Below are 15947 nucleotides of genomic sequence, written 5' to 3' on the forward strand. Positions count from 1 at the left end.
CGCATCCTGGAGTATGCCGAATAGTTATGACATATATTGCGTCGATCTCGTCTTTTTACAGTGACGCGTGCATCACCTATGCCACGCTGTCGGTAGCTTACTTTGCACTTAGCAGAAACGCCCCTTTTTCCTACCAGTCCGCCGTGTGGAAACGGGTGTTATTTGGTGTGCTGGCGGGGCTGGCGGTGCTGTATCTGAATCAGTCTCGGCTGTTGCTCACCGGTAATATTTATTACAGCTTTGCCATGATCCCGATGATCCTGGTGCTGTTTTTCGGTGGTGCGGTCAGTGGGATAGTGTGCTATCTGGTGAACTTTGGCTTTAACGGCGGCTTTACGCTGGATAATCTGTTTATCGGTTCGATCATCTTGCCGCTGCTGTTATCGGGGGTCTGGCGGAAAAAATCGAACCGGGTGTTTTATCTTACCATTGGTATCATTGCACTCTACCGCATTGCCGTGGTCTGCTCGTTGGTCAACTTCCGTGAATTGTGGCTGGATATTCTGTTGTATCAGGCTGCATCGGCGCTGTGCCTGGCGATTTGCTACCACGCCCTGAGTTTTAAAGAGCGCCATATTAACGCCTTTTTCTCCATGCGCAGCAAGGCGACGACCGACAGCCTGACCCATATCAACAACCGCGCCAGCGTGGATTACAAAATGATGCTGCAACACGCCCAACGGGAGTCTTGTGGCCTGATGCTGCTGGATTTAGACAATTTCAAACAGGTTAATGACACCTATGGTCATTTGGCTGGTGACGGCGTGTTGGCCAGCGTGGGGGCCATTTTGAAAGATTGTGTACGTGATGAGGACTTTGTTGGACGTTACGGTGGTGAGGAATTTATGGTCATCACGTCCAGTTATGAACCGCAGCATATTGCGGCCGTGGCGGAACGCATCCGCAGCCGGGTGGAAGGATTTGATTTTATTACCGAGAGTGGGGAGGCGATCCGGTTGACCATCTCCATTGGGACCTCGCTCTATCTGGCCGGTATGTCGGTGGAGAAAGCGATAGAGATGACGGATGAAGCGCTGTATGACGCTAAGCACGAGGGTAAAAACCGCGTGGTCAGCAGCCGTTTGATGTTGCTATCACAGTTGGGGAAGAGGTTTAGCCCTATGGCGGCTAAGAAGTCTTAGCCTGACCCGGGAGCAAACAATACTTTCTTTGGCACCTTTACTTTTTCCCCTCCAGCGTTGTTGCATCGGTTTTACCGACGACAGCAACATTGCTTTCAGCATAATCCAACTCTTTAGATAAAAAGTAATTGAGGAATGTTCGTATCACGGCAATGATTGCCAGTTTAATCAACTCTTCCATGCTAGGGTTGATCGTCGTTGCCAAGATATCAGCCGCTAATTGAAACTCTAACGCCAAAGCGAGCCAGGTTCCAAAGCGCGCCCTGATCAAATAGAGTATGGACTGACTTTTAACTTTGGTTATTGTGGTATAAAGTGCTTTTACCAACCCGACAAAAACGCAAATAACGGAGAGAAGCTCTAAAAAAACCTGTAGCATTAGAGAGAAATAGATAATTATTTCTTTGATACTGTCCAATTAGATGGCTCCGTTTTCCATGTTTATTAGCCTATCACCAACAAACCGTGCTTAGTGAATGGCTTGGAATAGGGCGTTTGAACTCAGGCCCGTAAAGGATTTTACTTTTCGCTACGCTTGTTGTTTAAGTGGAGTGAAAAGCACTTATTGAAATAAGCTTTGACGTGCTCTTCCATCGCGTGAACTTTTTCGTCAATGCGTTGGCAAAGGAATTCATCGCTATTCATTGCCTGGACTCGTTGTAACGCTATTAAGTCAATTTCTTTTTTTTGTTCTTCAGTCAATTCGCCGCTAGTGTGCTGATTAGTCATGATGATACCTGTATCCTGAGTAAAGTAACTAAATTATAGCGCTATCAGTATAGTAGCAAATACTTTCTAACTTTTGTTTAAACAGAGTGTGACGATAAATTGTCCGATTGTATCGTCGAGAGGCTTACAGCTACCTTGACGCCGCACCCCTCACCCAAGCCCTCTCCTATAAGGAGAGGGGACCGAACGTGCCACAACTTGTCTACTGCATCTGACCGTAGCTCTGGACCCGCTCCCTCTCCCTAATGCAGTGTTAATGTGGCACTCGATCTATATTGTTGGAGAGGGTTGGGGTGAGGGGAAATGAGTAGTCTTAACTGACAGCCAATAGCTCAGTCTTTCTTGTTATATAGCGGTGAGAGAGGGCTTGATTCGCAAGCTCACCCTGCTGGCGGCCCGTCTGCCGTCCAAAATATCTCTGCGCTGCTAGCCATTTTGTCGAACCCTGTCGAGGTTTCTCACCCCTCCCAGACTGGGGAACATGCAAAAAAAAAGTCTGAACGTTAGTTCAGACTTCTTCTTAAAATATGGCGGTGAGAGAGGGGTTCGAACCCTCGATACACTTACGCGTATACACACTTTCCAGGCGTGCTCCTTCAGCCACTCAGACACCTCACCGTACGTTGCGCGTTACTCAGTGCAACGGGGCGCTACTATAGGGAGAGTCGGTTAACCGGTCAAGAATATTTTTACGGTTTTAGCTCAGGTGGTTAAGCCGTCGCCGCTTTGCCGTAAATCAAGGCCAGAATGCCACGTTTGTTTAGCCCAGCACCATCGGCATCCACACCAACCCGGTAACAATTAACATCCCCAGGAAGATCAAACCAAAGATGGCACCAAGCCGCCAGTAGTCGTTGGTGGGGAGATAGCCACTGCCATAGTAAATGGGACTAGGGCCGGTGGCATAAGGGGTAACAATACTCCCTAGGCCAATGGCTGCACCAATCATCAGGCTGAAGGTCGGCAACGGGATCGCGGGCAACATTAGTGCGGCGGCAATCATCATTGGCGCTAACGCAGAGGTGTATGCTGTCGCGCTGGCAAAAAAGTAGCGCAGCAGATAGAACACTACGACCAACAGTACCATCACCACCGTGGTCGAGAATCCCTGCAAGCCTTGGGCTATCAGCTTACCGAACCAGGTAATAAAACCGACGTTGTTCAATCCGGTCGCCAATGCAATCAGTGAAGCCAGCCAGAAAAACACGCTCCATGCCGCTTTATTACCGATGATGTCATCCCAGGTGATAATTTTGCCCAGCAACATCAAGGCTACTACCGAATAACCGACCAGCGCCGCGTCAATATACTGCGCCGCAAAGATCCACAGCAGTAGGGCGACAATCATCAGCCCCAGCATTTTCTTCTCACGCAGGCTGAGTGGCCCCATTGCTGCAAGCTCGGCAGAGGCCCACTTGGGTACCTGCTCACCGGCCTTGATGGTTGGTGGATAAAGTACGTAGCTTAACCAGGGAACCAGCGCGATCAACAGCAGACTGAGCGGTAGCATGCCAAGGAACCAATCGCCCCAGGATAACGACAAATGGGACGATGTTTTTAGTAATCCAACCAACAGCAGGTTGGGGGCCATGGCGGTAAGGAAAATGGCACTGGTCACACAGTTGGCGCTGATACCCATCCACATAATATATGAGCCAATGCTGCGTGCGCTCGGCGTATTGGGCTGGGAGTCGTACAGCGGGGGCAGGTTACGAACGATGGGATAGATAATTCCCGCGCCGCGTGCCGAGTTAGAAGGCGTGACCGGGGCTAATAACAGTTCGGAAAACATAATGGCGTAACCGAGCAACAGGGTTTTATGCCCCATCTTTTTCACCAGGATCAGCGCAATACGCCGCCCTAGGCCGGTTTTTTCATAGCCGGTCCCAAACATAAAGGCGGCAAAAATCAGCCAGATCACCGAGTTGGAAAAGCCGGAGACCATCCAGGACAGCGAACTGGAAGTATATTTAAAGCCGGGAACGGCAAGCTGTTCCGGGCTGTACAGCAACCAGGGCGAGAAAATGGCAATAATGGCCAGGCCGGTCATGGCGACTACGGCACCGGGGGCTGGTTCCAGAATCAAGCCGACGATAACACCAAGGAATACAGCGAAATAGAGCCAGGCATGGGGTTGTAACCCGGCAGGAGCCGGGCACAAGGCGAGGGCTAGCGCCACAATAACCGGGGCAAACCATCTCCATGACAAATTAAGTTTTGCCATAGCAGGAACCTCTTGTTGATTATCGGGTAGAGGGGCTTTTGCCCCTCTTGTGGGTTCACTTGATGTAATGGACGTGCTGACAGATCTCTTCCACGATCGGCTCGCAGCGCTGGGCAAATACCTTTTTGTTTTCATCGATCAGGTTATTGCCGTGGGTGTCGATAGAGACAATCAATGGGCCGAACTCTTTAACCCGGCACACCCATAACGACTCAGGCATGCCTAATTCGGTCCAGTGTACCTCTTCAATTTCCTCTACCTGCGTTGCCGCCACTACGGCACAACCAGCCGGGAAAATCACATGCAGCGCCTTGAATTCCTTGCAGCCCGCCTCGGTATTAGGCCCCATACCGCCTTTGCCGACGATCAGCCGTACGCCGGTTTGTTCGATGAACTCTTTCTCGAAGCTTTCCATCCTCATGCTGGTGGTTGGGCCGATCGACACCATCTCCCATTTCTCGCCGTTCTTGCGTACGATTGGCCCCGCATGGAAAATCGCTTTGCCGCGCAGGTCGTAAGGGATCTCACGTTTGAGTTCGATCAGCCGCCGATGGCAAACGTCACGGCAGGTAACCAGAGTGCCATTGAGATAGATAACGTCACCCACGCGGATATCGGCCAAGTCTTCCGCTTTAATGGGGGTGGTAAGGATCTTTTTCATAATGCCTCCCGGGTGTGGGAAATACTTTCAAACGACAGATCTTGATGTACCAGCAACGTGCCACGGCGGTGTGCCCAACAGCCGGTCGAGACGGCGACGCCGATGGTGGAAGGGTGACGAGCCGCGGATTCGATGTGTACGCCCATCACGGAGCTTTTCCCCATCAATCCCTGCGGGCCAATGCCTAGCTGGTTAAGGCCAGCCTCCAGGCGCAGTTCCAGATCGGCTGCGATAGGATTGGGATGGCGGGTGCCGATAGGGCGTAAGATGGCTTTACGAGAGAGCACGGCGGCCGTTTCTACCGAGGTCGCAATACCCACGCCGACCAGCACCGGCGGACAGGCGTTGACCGCCAGCGTGGAGATGTTTTCAAATACGAACTTCACTACGCCTTCATAACCTTCGGAAGGCATCAGCACTTTGGCGCGGCCGGGTAAAGTACAGCCACCGCCAGCCATATACACTTCAATTTCTGCATCGCTGCCGTTGGGCACTAGCTCCCAGGTTATCCACGGCACGCCAGAACCGGTATTTTTACCGGTGTTGAACTCATCAAAGATCTCCACCGCGTTATGGCGCAGCGGTGCTGCCACGGTGGCATCCTCTACCGCTTGTTTGAGAGCAGCCTGGAGTTCAGCCAGCAGGGGAAAGCAGGTACCCACTTTGACAAAAAACATGATCTCGCCGGTATCCTGGCAGGCAGGGCGGTTCAGGGCGATGGCCTTCTCCATATTGTCAAACATCGTATGGTAGATAATCTTGCCCATGCCTTCGGTTTCTAACTCTCGTAGCTGTTTTAATTTATCGACGACATCATCCGGCATGCGCGTTGAGATCATGGCTGTGAAATTAGCGACAATGCGGGTGAGTTGCTCAACATTAGCGTTTTTTTCAATTACGTTCATAAGTGTGACTCCCGTCAGGCTGAAATGAACATGCTCACTGTTAATAGTTATAAAATAAGTTTTCTTGGCCTGAATAAACGCTACCATAGCGGAGAGCCACGATCCGCAACAGGTTCGTGAAGCGTTGATTCACAGAATGTTAATCATCATTATTCTTTTGAATTCAACGTGATGGTTTTGAAATGAAAATTATGCTGGAAATATATTTAACACCCACGCAGCAAAATAAAACAGTTAAAGAACGATAGTGTCATTCATTGGTAACTATTTGGTGAGCATGACAGTGAGGCCAGAAAATTATGTCGTTAATTCATTATCCTCAACCTAAAGATTTACAGGTGCTTATTGCGGTGGTTAATACCGGAAGCTTCAGTGCTGCCGCCGAAATATTGGGGCAGACACCGGCATTTGTCACTAAACGTATCCAACAGATGGAGGCGTTACTGGGCGTTAAGTTACTGAACCGTTCCTCTCGTGGCATGGCACTCACGGAAAGCGGGCAGACGGCTTACGCCCATTCGCTAGAGATTATGGATCGCCTGCAAAAGCTTATGGATGAGGTGACGCATATCAAGGATCAACCGGTGGGGATGATCCGCATTGGCTCCAGCTTCGGTTTTGGCCGGGCTTATATTGCGCCAGCCATCATGGAGATCATGGAGATCTATCCGCAATTGCAGATCAACTTTGAGCTGTTTGATCGGCAAATTGACCTCAACCGGGATAATGTCGATCTGGATATCCGGATCAACGATGACATTCCGGATAATTACATTGCCAAGCTGTTGGCCAAGAACCAGCGCATCCTTTGTGCGTCTCCCGCGTACCTAAAACAGCGGGGGATGCCCGAGACGCTGGCAGATTTGCAGCATCATGATTGCCTGGTGACCAAGGAACGTGATCAAACTATCGGCGTATGGGAGTTGGAAAACCAGCAGGGTAAAAAGTCGGTAAAAATATCCGGGCATCTGTCGTCCAACAGCGGGGAGATCGTCTTGCATTGGGCTCTGAATGGCAAAGGGATCATGCTGCGTTCCGAATGGGATGTCTCGCCGTTTCTGCGCGATGGCGTGCTGGTGCGGGTTTTGCCAGACTACGCGCAGAGCGCCAACATTTGGGCGGTTTACCAGATGCCGCTTTACTCATCGACCAAGCTGAAGGTCTGCGTCGAGTTTTTGAGTCAGTACTGCCGCAATATGGGCAATTAGGTCTCATCAATCCGCTAAATCACTGGCGGCATCAGGCTGTAATGCAAAAAAAAGGAACATCGTTATCATAAAAATAAAACATAGTTTTAAAAAATAGAAGTTGATCGGCTATTTCTTCTTTTGTTTGCCATAGACTCGCCATCACTGGCAAAAACACAAAGGTTTTCCCATAGCCATAACCGTATGTTACGAAAATTCCCTGCATATCGCCGGGAAGATAACACGTGATGTGGCTACGGAGATGGCAACAATGAAGACACGTAAAATCGGTCTGTTTAACTATCTTGCTTACGGCTCTGGAGATTTTCTCGGTGCGGGAACCACGGCACTTACCGCCGCCTGGTTACTCTATTTTTATACAACGTTCTGCGGGCTTAGCCCGATTGAAGCCACCTTTATCTTTGCGATGGCAAGGGTACTGGATGCGGTTGTCAGCCCATTAATGGGCTATCTGACCGACAATTTTGGTTCCACCTGGCTGGGTAAACGCTTTGGCCGTCGCAAGTTCTTTATCCTGCTCGGTATTCCATTGGTCTTTAGCTACAGCCTGATGTGGGTTGGCCATATGGACTATTGGTACTATTTGCTGACCTATCTGTTCTTTGACGTGGTCTATACCATGATCCTGGTACCGTATGAAACGCTGGTGCCGGAGATGACGGATGATTTCAAACAAAAAACCAAGTTCTCTGGTGCCCGCATTGGGCTAGCGCAGCTGTCTGCCATTCTGGCGGCATTTCTGCCAGGTATTCTGCTCAACTATCTGGGTAAAGACAGTGCCGTTTCCTTCTTCTATTCCAGCCTGGTGTTCTCGATCATCTGCGCCTGCGTATTGACGCTGGTCTATTTCTTCACCTGGGAGAGGCCAGCAGAACAAAAATCTGCAGCCGCGCTGGAAGCTGAAAAACAAAAACTTACGCTGTTCCAGAGCTTGAAGCGTTTGAACGTCGAGCTGTCTTCCACGCTGCGCATCCGTATTTTCCGCCAGCACTTGGGGATGTATCTCGGGGGCTATATTGCCCAGGACGTCTTCAATGCGGTGTTCACCTATTACGTGGTATTTGTACTAATGCAGAGCGCAGCCACGGCCTCCAACCTGATGGGCACCATGGCCATCATGCAGTTTGTCGCGGTTATCGCCATGATCCCGCTGTGTATTCGGTTCGGGCCAGCACCCTCCTACCGTATGGTGGTCGTGCTGTTCGGTATGGGGGCCATCTCCTACGCCGTACTGTATTACGCCAACCTCAGTGACGTGTTCTCATTACTGCTGTTGGTTTCCGCCCTCGCCGGTTTAGGGCGGGGTGGGATCAACTACGTGCCATGGAATATCTACACCTATATTGCCGATGTGGACGAGGTGATCACCGGGCAACGCCGTGAAGGCATCTTTGCCGGCATCATGACCTTGACCCGTAAGGCCTCTCAGGCCGGTGCGGTGATGCTGGTCGGTATCATTCTGCAACTGTCAGGCTTTGTTTCAGGCCAAAATCATCAATTACCCGAAGTGAGTCACGCCATTCTGATGATCCTGAGCGTCGGTACTTTGGTGGTGCTGGCGATTGGTTTCACCGTCTCGCTGCGCTTCAAACTCAACTTGACCACGCACGGTGTACTACGCCAGGAAACAGAGAAGATGCGCATCGCGGGTCGAGTGGTGCCAGAGAACATCACGCCAGAAGCGCGCGCTACCGTCGAAATGCTGGCAGGTATGCCTTATGAATCCCTGTGGGGTAACAACAATATTGGCTACCTCAACCGCAAAAAACCTGCTGCACCGCCATTGCCCAAGGCCACTCAAGGCCAGAAAGCGGCAGGCAGCGTGACACCTTGATCTAAAGGCATAAAAGGACATGACTATGTTGGTATACCCCGTAAAACACAGCCCGTTACTGCGCCAACCGGAACGTTTCATCAGCCGCCAGGAACTGCAGCAGTTGATTGATAGCCTGGTGGACAACCTGGTCAATATCACCGATGAAACCGGTGAGTTCCTGCTGCGTCTCGACGATGGCCGAGTCATCGATACCAAAGGCTGGGCTGGCTGGGAATGGACCCACGGCATCGGCCTGTACGGTATCAACCAGTATTATCGCCAAACCGGCGACAACAAGATGTGCGCTATCGTTGACGACTGGTTCAGCGCGCGCTTTGCCGAAGGCACGCCCACCAAGAATGTGAATACTGCCTGCCCGTTTCTCACCCTGGCTTATCGCTACGAGGAAACCGGTGATACGCGCTGGCTGCCGTATCTGGAGCGATGGGCTGAATGGTTGATGCATGAAATGCCACGCACCGAGCGTGGGGGGATGCAGCACGTCACGCTGGCGGAAGAAAACCATCAGCAACTGTGGGACGATACTCTGATGATGAGCGTGTTGCCGCTGGCCAAAATTGGCAAGCTGCTGGGGTGCCCGCAGTACGTGGAAGAGGCCAAATATCAGTTTCTGGTTCACATCCAGCACCTGATGGAGCGCGAAAGCGGTCTGTGGTTCCACGGCTGGACCTTCGAGGGCAAGCACAACTTTGCCAAAGCCCGTTGGGCGAGGGGTAACAGTTGGCTGACCATCGTGATCCCGGAATTCCTCGAACTGCTGGATCTGCCGCATTACGATGCCACCCACCGTTTTCTGGTTCAGGTATTGGAGTGCCAGGTGGCGGCACTGGCGGCGTGCCAGCATGAAAGCGGTTTGTGGCATACGCTATTGGATGATCCGGATTCTTATCTGGAATCATCCGCTACCGCCGGTTTCGCGTTCGGGATCCTCAAGTCGGTGCGCAAACGCTATATCGACGCTAAGTATCTGCCGATCGCTGAAAAAGCATTGCAAGGGGTGGTGAAACAGATCAATAACGATGGCGAACTGATGCAGGTCTCGTTCGGTACCGCGATGGGTAACAACCTGGACTACTATCGCCAGGTCCCGCTAACTTCGATGCCTTATGGTCAGGCGATGGCTATTCTGTGCCTGGTGGAGTACCTGAACGTTTACCTGTAACTGATTTGCTTGCCCCACTGGAGAGGTGGGGCAAGCCTTCAGGGCATCAAACCAATAAAGACCGTCTTTTTACGTGGGCCGGTCATCAGTGACTCCAACTCTTCGACGCAGGCTTGGTAGTGCGGGGTCGTTTTATGGAAAGCCACTGCCTGCTCATCGGCGTAGGCCTCATAGATATAAAAGCGAGTGGGGATGTCTGGATCCTGTAACACATCGAAGCGCAGGTTGCCCTTTTCCTGGATAGCCCCCAGATGGTTTTGACGAAACACCTCGATAAACCGTTCAACCTTGTCGTCATGAACGTTAATTTCGACCAGGGTAACGTGCATAATCAGCCTCCTTGATTGGGGCGGGCCTGGAAAACCGGCCCGCATTTCAGCCGTATCAGCCTTTTTCGCTGAGGAAGAGTTCGTAGGCGTGTTCTACCGTTTCATTCTGATGAACGATGGCGTGTACCGCCTTGATCATGGCTACCGGGCTCTCCGATTGGAAAATATTCCGCCCCATATCAACCCCGGAGGCCCCTTGATCAATGGCCTGGAAGCACATCTCCAGCGCCTCGCGCTCTGGCAGCTTCTTACCACCGGCGATGACGATAGGGACCGGGCAGCCAGCCACAATGCGTTCAAACCCTTTGTCCACGTAGTAAGTCTTGATGATTTGCGCTCCCATCTCGGCGGCGATACGCGTGGCCAGTGAGAAATAGCGCTGATCGCGTGCCATATCTTTCCCTACGCCGGTCACCGCCATGGTGGGCATACCAACTTTCAGGCCCGCATCGATCAGTTGGATGATGTTTTTAATCGACTGGTGCTCATGTTCCGTGCCGATATAAACCTGCGCGGCGACGGCACAGCTATTCAGACGCACCGCGTCGTCCATGGCGACAGCTACCGCCTCATTGCTCAACTCGGTCAGAATGGAGTTTGCCCCTGAAGCGCGCAGGACGATGGGTTTGTTGGTGGCGGGTGGGATCACGCTACGCAGAATACCCCGGGTACACATCAACACGTCTGCATGCGCAAACAGCGGCGCAATATTGATATCAATACGCTCCAGCCCGGTCGTTGGCCCCTGAAAATAGCCGTGATCAAAGGCCAGCATCACGGTTCTATTGGTGCGGGGATTGAAAATACGTGCCAGGCGGGACTGCATGCCCCAATCCAGCGCACCGCAGCCTTTTAAACTAAACAGGGCATTTTGCTGCGGTTGGTCAACATGGAAGTCTTTGCCATCTTTGATGTCATCTAAATCAGCCATTGTATTACTCCCTCCACATAATCGGTGCGATAGGTTAGAAGTTGTATTTGTCGATATTGTCTTTGTTGAACACCACGCGCTCAGGCAGCAGCACGATGCCATTGCCTTTCGCCTGGTAGTTGTAGCCTTGTACGCTGTTTGGTGAGACCTCTACCTGACCCAGGCCAGGGATATCGAGCTTGTCGCCCACCTTCAATTCGCCGTTTTTCATCAGGGCGTTGGCCACGTAAACCGAGATTTTCCCCTGTTCGACCACATCCCACAGGCCGAACTCTTTAACCGTGCCGCGCTGAATATAGGGGCGCATGACGTTTGGAGTGCTGAACCCCACAATCGCCACGTTGTCACGCTTGAGATTCTCTGCTGCCTGAGCGGATGCGGGCAGGGCATTGGCATCCGGGGCTATGATGGCGTCCAGATCGCCATAGGCTTTCAGGATCCCTTCGGCGGTTTGCAGTGACTTGGTGGCATCGTTGTAACCAAACTGTGTGGTGACCACTTCCCAGCCGGGATGGTCTTTCTCGATTTTACGCTTGGCTTCATTCACCCATTGGTTTTGATCCGTGACCGTCGGGCTGGAGTAGAAGAAGGCAACCTTGGCCTTATCTTTCTTCACCTGATTGGCAGCCATATCGACCAGCATGCCCCCGAGTTGGGCTGGTGTACCCTGATTGATGTAGTAAGAGCGACATTCCGGCTTGGTGTCTGAGTCCCAGGTTAATACCTTCACGCCACGCTGCATGGCACGTTTTAACGCCGGGCACAGCCCTTCCGGGGAGACGGCAGAGACGATAATGGCGTTATAGCCCTGGTTAACGAAGTTGTTGATCAACTGCACCTGACCGGAAACGCTGGGCTCTGTTGGCCCATCGTAGGTTACGTCAACGCCCAGCTCTTTCCCCGCCACTAATGCTCCATTACCTCCGCTGGTGAAAAAGCCGACGCCCACCAGTTTGGGAATAAAGGCAATGCGCTCTGCCGCCTGTACGCCAATGCTTAGCGAAGCCATGCCGAGTACGCTTAAAAGCGCGATTTTTTTGATACGTTGTAGGGCCATGTTTTTTCTCCGTATATCGCGTTGTCAGAAGATGTGTCCTGGCTCAAACCTGATGAGTGCTGCGTCGTCGTTGGAGCCACTCTCTGATTTGATGCCGATGCAGGCTGATGGAGCGGCCCACGACGACAATAATCAGTAGCGCCCCGGAAAGTGCGCTGGAGATCTGGTTGGGTACGCCGGCCATTTGTAATCCCTGTTGCAGATAGCCGACCAGCAAGACGGCTACGGCGGTACCAATAATGGAACCAGAGCCGCCGTAAATATTCGCCCCGCCAAGCACTACCGCCGTGATGGCTGGCATCAGGAAGGAGGCGCCAAGATCGGAACGTGCCGAACCAAAGTAGGAAACCAGCAGCACCGCAGCGATAGCTGAAGCCAATCCGCTCATCGCATAGAGTGCGCACAGCGTTCGGTTAACCGGGATCGCGCTGTATTGCGCCACGCGCTGGCTTTGGCCAATCAGGAAGATGTTGCGCCCAGCATGCGTCCGGTGCATCAGTAGCCAGCACAGCAGGACACAGACGATAAATAAGGTCAGGGGGACAGGCAGGCCAAACACCGTCAGGTTGGCGAAATCGGTAAAGGCCATCGGAAAGCCGCCGATGCCTTCATAGCCGGTGGCACCAGAGATGCCTGAAAGCAGCAGGGCGCTACCGCCAAACAGATAAAGGGTGCCGAGGGTGATCACCAGAGGATTGATACCGGTATAGATGATCAATCCGGCGTTGATCAAACCGCATAGCGCTCCCAAGGCCAGGGTTATCGCTATGGCGAGCGGCAAAGGCATCCCCGCTTGGAACATCACCCCTAAAGCAATGGCGCACAGGCCAATGGTGGAACCAAATGAAATATCAATGCCACCACTGACGATCACCATGGTTAACGGCAGTGCCACAATGCCAATACAGATAAAATCACTGGTGCTGAACAACAGGACATTCATATCCAGCATGCGCGGATTAACCACCCCGAACGCCAGGATCTCAATCAACAACAGGGCGGCCAGCGTCATTTCCCAGCCGAAACGTCGCCATTGTGCCATCATGCGATCTCCCGTTTTTTTCCCGGTGCAGGGAGTTGGGTGGAGTGAGGGGATGGTGGCGATGAGGCCGGGGGATCGATAAACCGGGCATATTTTTGGCAGCGAATATTCTTTTGCAGAGCGCAGCGTAAGCGGCCATCAAACACCAGAACCCCCAACAAAACCAGACCAGCGATAAAGTCGTTCCACCAGGCAGGAATGCGCAACAAAACCAGCACGCTGTCGATCTGCGTCAGGAAATAGGCACCCAGAATGGCACCCACCACCGTGCCAGACCCGCCAAGCAGGCTGATACCCCCCAGCACGCAGGCAGCAATGGCCTTCATTTCCAGACCGGTGCCGGTCTGGTTGGGAATAAAGCCTATCTGTGCAGCAAACACGATCCCGGCGAGCGCCGCCATCAGCCCATTCAGTGAGAAAGCGATGATACGAATGGCTTCGGTGCGGATCCCGAGTTGACGAGCGCCCTGCAGGTTGTCGCCGGTGGCATAGAAACTGCGGCCGAAAGAGGTTTTCAACAGCAACCATGCCATTGATGCCAGCAGCAGTAAGGTTAACCAGCCAATCGGCGAGATCCCCAACAGTACCGGCGAAGAAAGCTGCTTGAGCGAGCTTGGCAACCCCTCGATCCATTTACCGCCGGTCCACAGCAGCATGATGCCGCGATACAGACCCAGGGTCCCCAGGGTGGCGACAATGGCAGGAATTTTAAACCAGGCGACCAGCACTCCATTAAAAAAACCTGCCAGCAAACCGAGCAATAGCGTGGCGGTAAAAGCGACGGGCAAGCTGTACCCGGCATTGAGCGTTATCCCGAGCAACACAGCACACATCCCGGTGATTGAACCGACGGAGACATCAATGTTACGGGTCAGCATGACCAGTGCCGCGCCGATGGCCAGCAGCATCAGGATTTGTGAACTGCTGAAGATCATGGTCAGCGTCTGGAAACTGAAATAGCTGCTATCAATGCAACCCAGTAGCGCAAACAGGCCGATAATGGCCAGCAGCGCCGTCAGCTCTCTGTTGTTTTGTATCATCTTCTGCATGGTGTCTCCCCGTTGGCACGAGGTTGATGGGAGGGAGATACGGCGTGTTGTTCGCCAAAGGCCATATGCATGATGGTATCCACAGAAATCTCGTCGCCGCACAGTGCGTTGCTTGCCACCTCGCCCTGGTGCATGATGCAGACCCGATCGGCCATCATGGCTATCTCTTCGAGATCGGATGAAATAAACAGGATGGCGACATGCTGCTGGGCAATACTGCGAATGAGCTGATAGATATCGTTGCGTGCGCCGACGTCGACACCGCGGGTTGGTTCATCGACAATCAGCAGCTGTGGCGCTGCCTCCAGGCATTTGGCGATCAGTATTTTTTGTTGATTACCGCCAGAAAGGGTGCGGGCCGGCTGTTCCGGGTGGCTGAATTTGATATCCAGCGCCCGGCGATAACGTTCAAGCGTGGCGTTGTCACGCAGTGGATGGGCCCAGAACCCTCCGTGATTGTGGGTCAGAGCACAGACGTTCCAGGATAACGAGGAGTCCAGATATAGCCCGGAGGACTGCCGGTCTTCAGGCAAATAGACCAGCCCATGCTGCAAGCGCTGGCGGGTGTTTAGTTTTGCGATGTCTTCATCATTGAGCATGATGCTGCCCGCACTGGCTGGGCGCAATCCATACAGCGTTTCAGCCAGCTCCGTGCGCCCTGAACCTACCAAGCCAGCCAAGCCAAGTATTTCCCCTGCGTGGACGTTGAAAGTAACCTGCCGGAAGCCTTCACCAGTAAGCTCCTTCAGCTGCAACACGGCTTTGCCCTGAGGATTGGCGGGCCGATTGCCAGGCAGTTCAAGCCAGAGTTTCTGGCTGGCGGAGAGATCCACATTACGGGCCGCTGGGGTGATTGCCTGAATTATCTCATCCGTGGTCAGTGAGGTGGTTTTCCCCGTCAGGGCGATTTTGCCGTCACGCATTACGCTGACGCGATCGGCAATCTGGCGTATTTCCGGCAGCTTATGGGAAATAAAGACAATACCGACACCTTTGCCAAGCAGTTCATGCAGGCGGGCAAATAACCGGTCCGTTTCGGCAGGCGTCAGTGACGCCGTGGGTTCATCCAGGATCAGGATCTGAGAATCACGCATTAAGCCCCGCATGATCTCAACGATTTGGCGGTCTGCCACATCCAGCGAGCCTGCCATACTGCTGGGCTCAAGCTTGCATCCCAACAGTTCAAGTAACTGCTGCATTTTTGCCACAGTAGCCCGCTTGGCAGGAAGGCCAAACAGAATGTTCTCTTTAACCGACAGGCTGGGAAACAACAGCGGTTCCTGCGGCACCAGATATATCCCCAACTGATGCGCTTTTACCGGGGTCAGGTTGGCACAACGCTGGCCATTGATCTCGATAAAACCGCCGTCCGGTTGTACCACGCCAGCAATGATCTTCATCAGCGTTGATTTTCCTGCGCCATTACCTCCGAGCAGGGCATGTACCTCCCCGGCATGCAGAGTAAAGTCGATGCCTTTCAGTACCTCGACACCGGAATAGTGCTTATTGATATTTTGTACGCAGAGCAGAGGTGGAGCTGGGTATTCACCGGTTTGCATCTTGCCTCCGTTCACTCGAAGATGAGGGACTGAGTTGAACAATTATTTTTTAGAAAACTAAATGTTCATAACCTTAGTCAGGGTTTGGCGATAAAACCATCATGGGGATCAC

15 protein-coding genes and 1 tRNA gene are annotated in these 15947 nt (G+C 52.6%); 4 read left to right on the forward strand and 12 right to left on the reverse strand.

The window, feature by feature from the left end; all coding sequences use genetic code 11:
• Positions 1–26 precede the first annotated feature (26 nt).
• The gene (locus tag A6U95_RS19080; RefSeq protein WP_065685608.1) at positions 27–1142 is read left to right on the forward strand and encodes a GGDEF domain-containing protein; all 1116 of its coding nucleotides are present in this window, start codon (positions 27–29) and stop codon (positions 1140–1142) included.
• A gap of 37 nt (positions 1143–1179) precedes the next feature.
• Here the strand turns inward: A6U95_RS19080 and A6U95_RS19085 are convergent, their stop codons facing one another.
• The 6 genes from A6U95_RS19085 to ttdA all read right to left on the reverse strand — a co-directional run bounded on the left by A6U95_RS19085 (position 1180) and on the right by ttdA (position 5661).
• Entirely contained in the window at positions 1180–1560 is a 381-nt protein-coding gene (locus tag A6U95_RS19085; protein ID WP_065685609.1) for a DUF1622 domain-containing protein, read from the reverse strand.
• Between the two features lie 101 nt (positions 1561–1661).
• Positions 1662–1871 carry a hypothetical protein gene (locus A6U95_RS19090; protein ID WP_065685610.1) on the reverse strand — a complete coding sequence of 70 codons (210 nt, stop codon included), beginning with the start codon at positions 1869–1871 and terminating at the stop codon, positions 1662–1664.
• 528 nt (positions 1872–2399) lie between these two features.
• A tRNA-Ser gene (locus A6U95_RS19095) sits at positions 2400–2489 on the reverse strand.
• Positions 2490–2631: 142 nt separating this feature from the next.
• Entirely contained in the window at positions 2632–4095 is a 1464-nt protein-coding gene (locus tag A6U95_RS19100) for an anion permease (protein WP_065685611.1), read from the reverse strand.
• A 55-nt stretch (positions 4096–4150) separates the two neighbouring features.
• A complete protein-coding gene (gene ttdB / locus A6U95_RS19105; RefSeq protein ID WP_065685612.1) occupies positions 4151–4756 on the reverse strand; it encodes a L(+)-tartrate dehydratase subunit beta in 606 nt (201 codons plus the stop codon).
• A complete protein-coding gene (ttdA, locus tag A6U95_RS19110; RefSeq protein ID WP_065685613.1) occupies positions 4753–5661 on the reverse strand; it encodes a L(+)-tartrate dehydratase subunit alpha in 909 nt (302 codons plus the stop codon). The genes ttdB and ttdA overlap by 4 nt, the downstream gene beginning before the upstream one ends.
• Positions 5662–5960: 299 nt before the next feature.
• Between ttdA and A6U95_RS19115 the strand changes: the two genes are divergently transcribed.
• The 3 genes from A6U95_RS19115 to A6U95_RS19125 all read left to right on the forward strand — a co-directional run bounded on the left by A6U95_RS19115 (position 5961) and on the right by A6U95_RS19125 (position 9868).
• Entirely contained in the window at positions 5961–6869 is a 909-nt protein-coding gene (locus A6U95_RS19115) for a LysR family transcriptional regulator (protein ID WP_065685614.1), read from the forward strand.
• Positions 6870–7110: 241 nt separating this feature from the next.
• Positions 7111–8703, forward strand: a complete 1593-nt coding sequence (locus tag A6U95_RS19120; RefSeq protein WP_186530282.1) for an MFS transporter — start codon at positions 7111–7113, stop codon at positions 8701–8703.
• Positions 8704–8728: 25 nt separating this feature from the next.
• A complete protein-coding gene (locus tag A6U95_RS19125; protein WP_065685616.1) occupies positions 8729–9868 on the forward strand; it encodes a glycoside hydrolase family 88 protein in 1140 nt (379 codons plus the stop codon).
• Positions 9869–9906: 38 nt separating this feature from the next.
• On the opposite strand, the gene lsrG is transcribed toward A6U95_RS19125, so the two are convergent.
• Genes lsrG through lsrA form a run of 6 tightly spaced genes read right to left on the reverse strand, consistent with a single transcriptional unit; the run spans position 9907 to position 15835 of the window.
• On the reverse strand, positions 9907–10197 hold the full coding sequence (lsrG, locus tag A6U95_RS19130; RefSeq protein ID WP_065685617.1) for a (4S)-4-hydroxy-5-phosphonooxypentane-2,3-dione isomerase: 291 nt from the start codon (positions 10195–10197) through the stop codon (positions 9907–9909).
• A 55-nt stretch (positions 10198–10252) separates the two neighbouring features.
• Positions 10253–11128 (reverse strand): 3-hydroxy-5-phosphonooxypentane-2,4-dione thiolase, encoded by an 876-nt coding sequence (lsrF, locus tag A6U95_RS19135; RefSeq protein ID WP_065685618.1) that lies wholly within the window; start codon positions 11126–11128, stop codon positions 10253–10255.
• 34 nt (positions 11129–11162) lie between these two features.
• The gene (gene lsrB / locus A6U95_RS19140) at positions 11163–12185 is read right to left on the reverse strand and encodes an autoinducer 2 ABC transporter substrate-binding protein LsrB (protein WP_065685619.1); all 1023 of its coding nucleotides are present in this window, start codon (positions 12183–12185) and stop codon (positions 11163–11165) included.
• 43 nt (positions 12186–12228) lie between these two features.
• Complete coding sequence (gene lsrD / locus A6U95_RS19145) at positions 12229–13230, reverse strand: autoinducer 2 ABC transporter permease LsrD (protein WP_139102413.1); 1002 nt, start codon at positions 13228–13230, stop codon at positions 12229–12231.
• A complete protein-coding gene (gene lsrC, locus A6U95_RS19150) occupies positions 13227–14276 on the reverse strand; it encodes an autoinducer 2 ABC transporter permease LsrC (protein WP_065685620.1) in 1050 nt (349 codons plus the stop codon). Before lsrC ends, lsrD begins: the two co-directional genes overlap by 4 nt.
• A complete protein-coding gene (lsrA, locus tag A6U95_RS19155; RefSeq protein WP_065685621.1) occupies positions 14264–15835 on the reverse strand; it encodes an autoinducer 2 ABC transporter ATP-binding protein LsrA in 1572 nt (523 codons plus the stop codon). Before lsrA ends, lsrC begins: the two co-directional genes overlap by 13 nt.
• Positions 15836–15947: the final 112 nt, after the last annotated feature.

It is taken from the genome of Serratia sp. 14-2641, from assembly GCF_001692375.1.
Lineage (GTDB): Bacteria > Pseudomonadota > Gammaproteobacteria > Enterobacterales > Enterobacteriaceae > Chania > Chania fonticola_C.

Coding starts and splice junctions, on each gene's coding strand:
- A6U95_RS19080 (WP_065685608.1), top strand. CDS start 27: ATGACATATATTGCGTCGATCTCGTCTTTTTACAGTGACGCGTGCATC.
- A6U95_RS19090 (WP_065685610.1), bottom strand. CDS start 1,871: ATGACTAATCAGCACACTAGCGGCGAATTGACTGAAGAACAAAAAAAA.
- A6U95_RS19100 (WP_065685611.1), bottom strand. CDS start 4,095: ATGGCAAAACTTAATTTGTCATGGAGATGGTTTGCCCCGGTTATTGTG.
- ttdB (WP_065685612.1), bottom strand. CDS start 4,756: ATGAAAAAGATCCTTACCACCCCCATTAAAGCGGAAGACTTGGCCGAT.
- ttdA (WP_065685613.1), bottom strand. CDS start 5,661: ATGAACGTAATTGAAAAAAACGCTAATGTTGAGCAACTCACCCGCATT.
- A6U95_RS19115 (WP_065685614.1), top strand. CDS start 5,961: ATGTCGTTAATTCATTATCCTCAACCTAAAGATTTACAGGTGCTTATT.
- A6U95_RS19120 (WP_186530282.1), top strand. CDS start 7,111: ATGGCAACAATGAAGACACGTAAAATCGGTCTGTTTAACTATCTTGCT.
- A6U95_RS19125 (WP_065685616.1), top strand. CDS start 8,729: ATGTTGGTATACCCCGTAAAACACAGCCCGTTACTGCGCCAACCGGAA.
- lsrG (WP_065685617.1), bottom strand. CDS start 10,197: ATGCACGTTACCCTGGTCGAAATTAACGTTCATGACGACAAGGTTGAA.
- lsrF (WP_065685618.1), bottom strand. CDS start 11,128: ATGGCTGATTTAGATGACATCAAAGATGGCAAAGACTTCCATGTTGAC.
- lsrB (WP_065685619.1), bottom strand. CDS start 12,185: ATGGCCCTACAACGTATCAAAAAAATCGCGCTTTTAAGCGTACTCGGC.
- lsrD (WP_139102413.1), bottom strand. CDS start 13,230: ATGATGGCACAATGGCGACGTTTCGGCTGGGAAATGACGCTGGCCGCC.
- lsrC (WP_065685620.1), bottom strand. CDS start 14,276: ATGCAGAAGATGATACAAAACAACAGAGAGCTGACGGCGCTGCTGGCC.
- lsrA (WP_065685621.1), bottom strand. CDS start 15,835: ATGCAAACCGGTGAATACCCAGCTCCACCTCTGCTCTGCGTACAAAAT.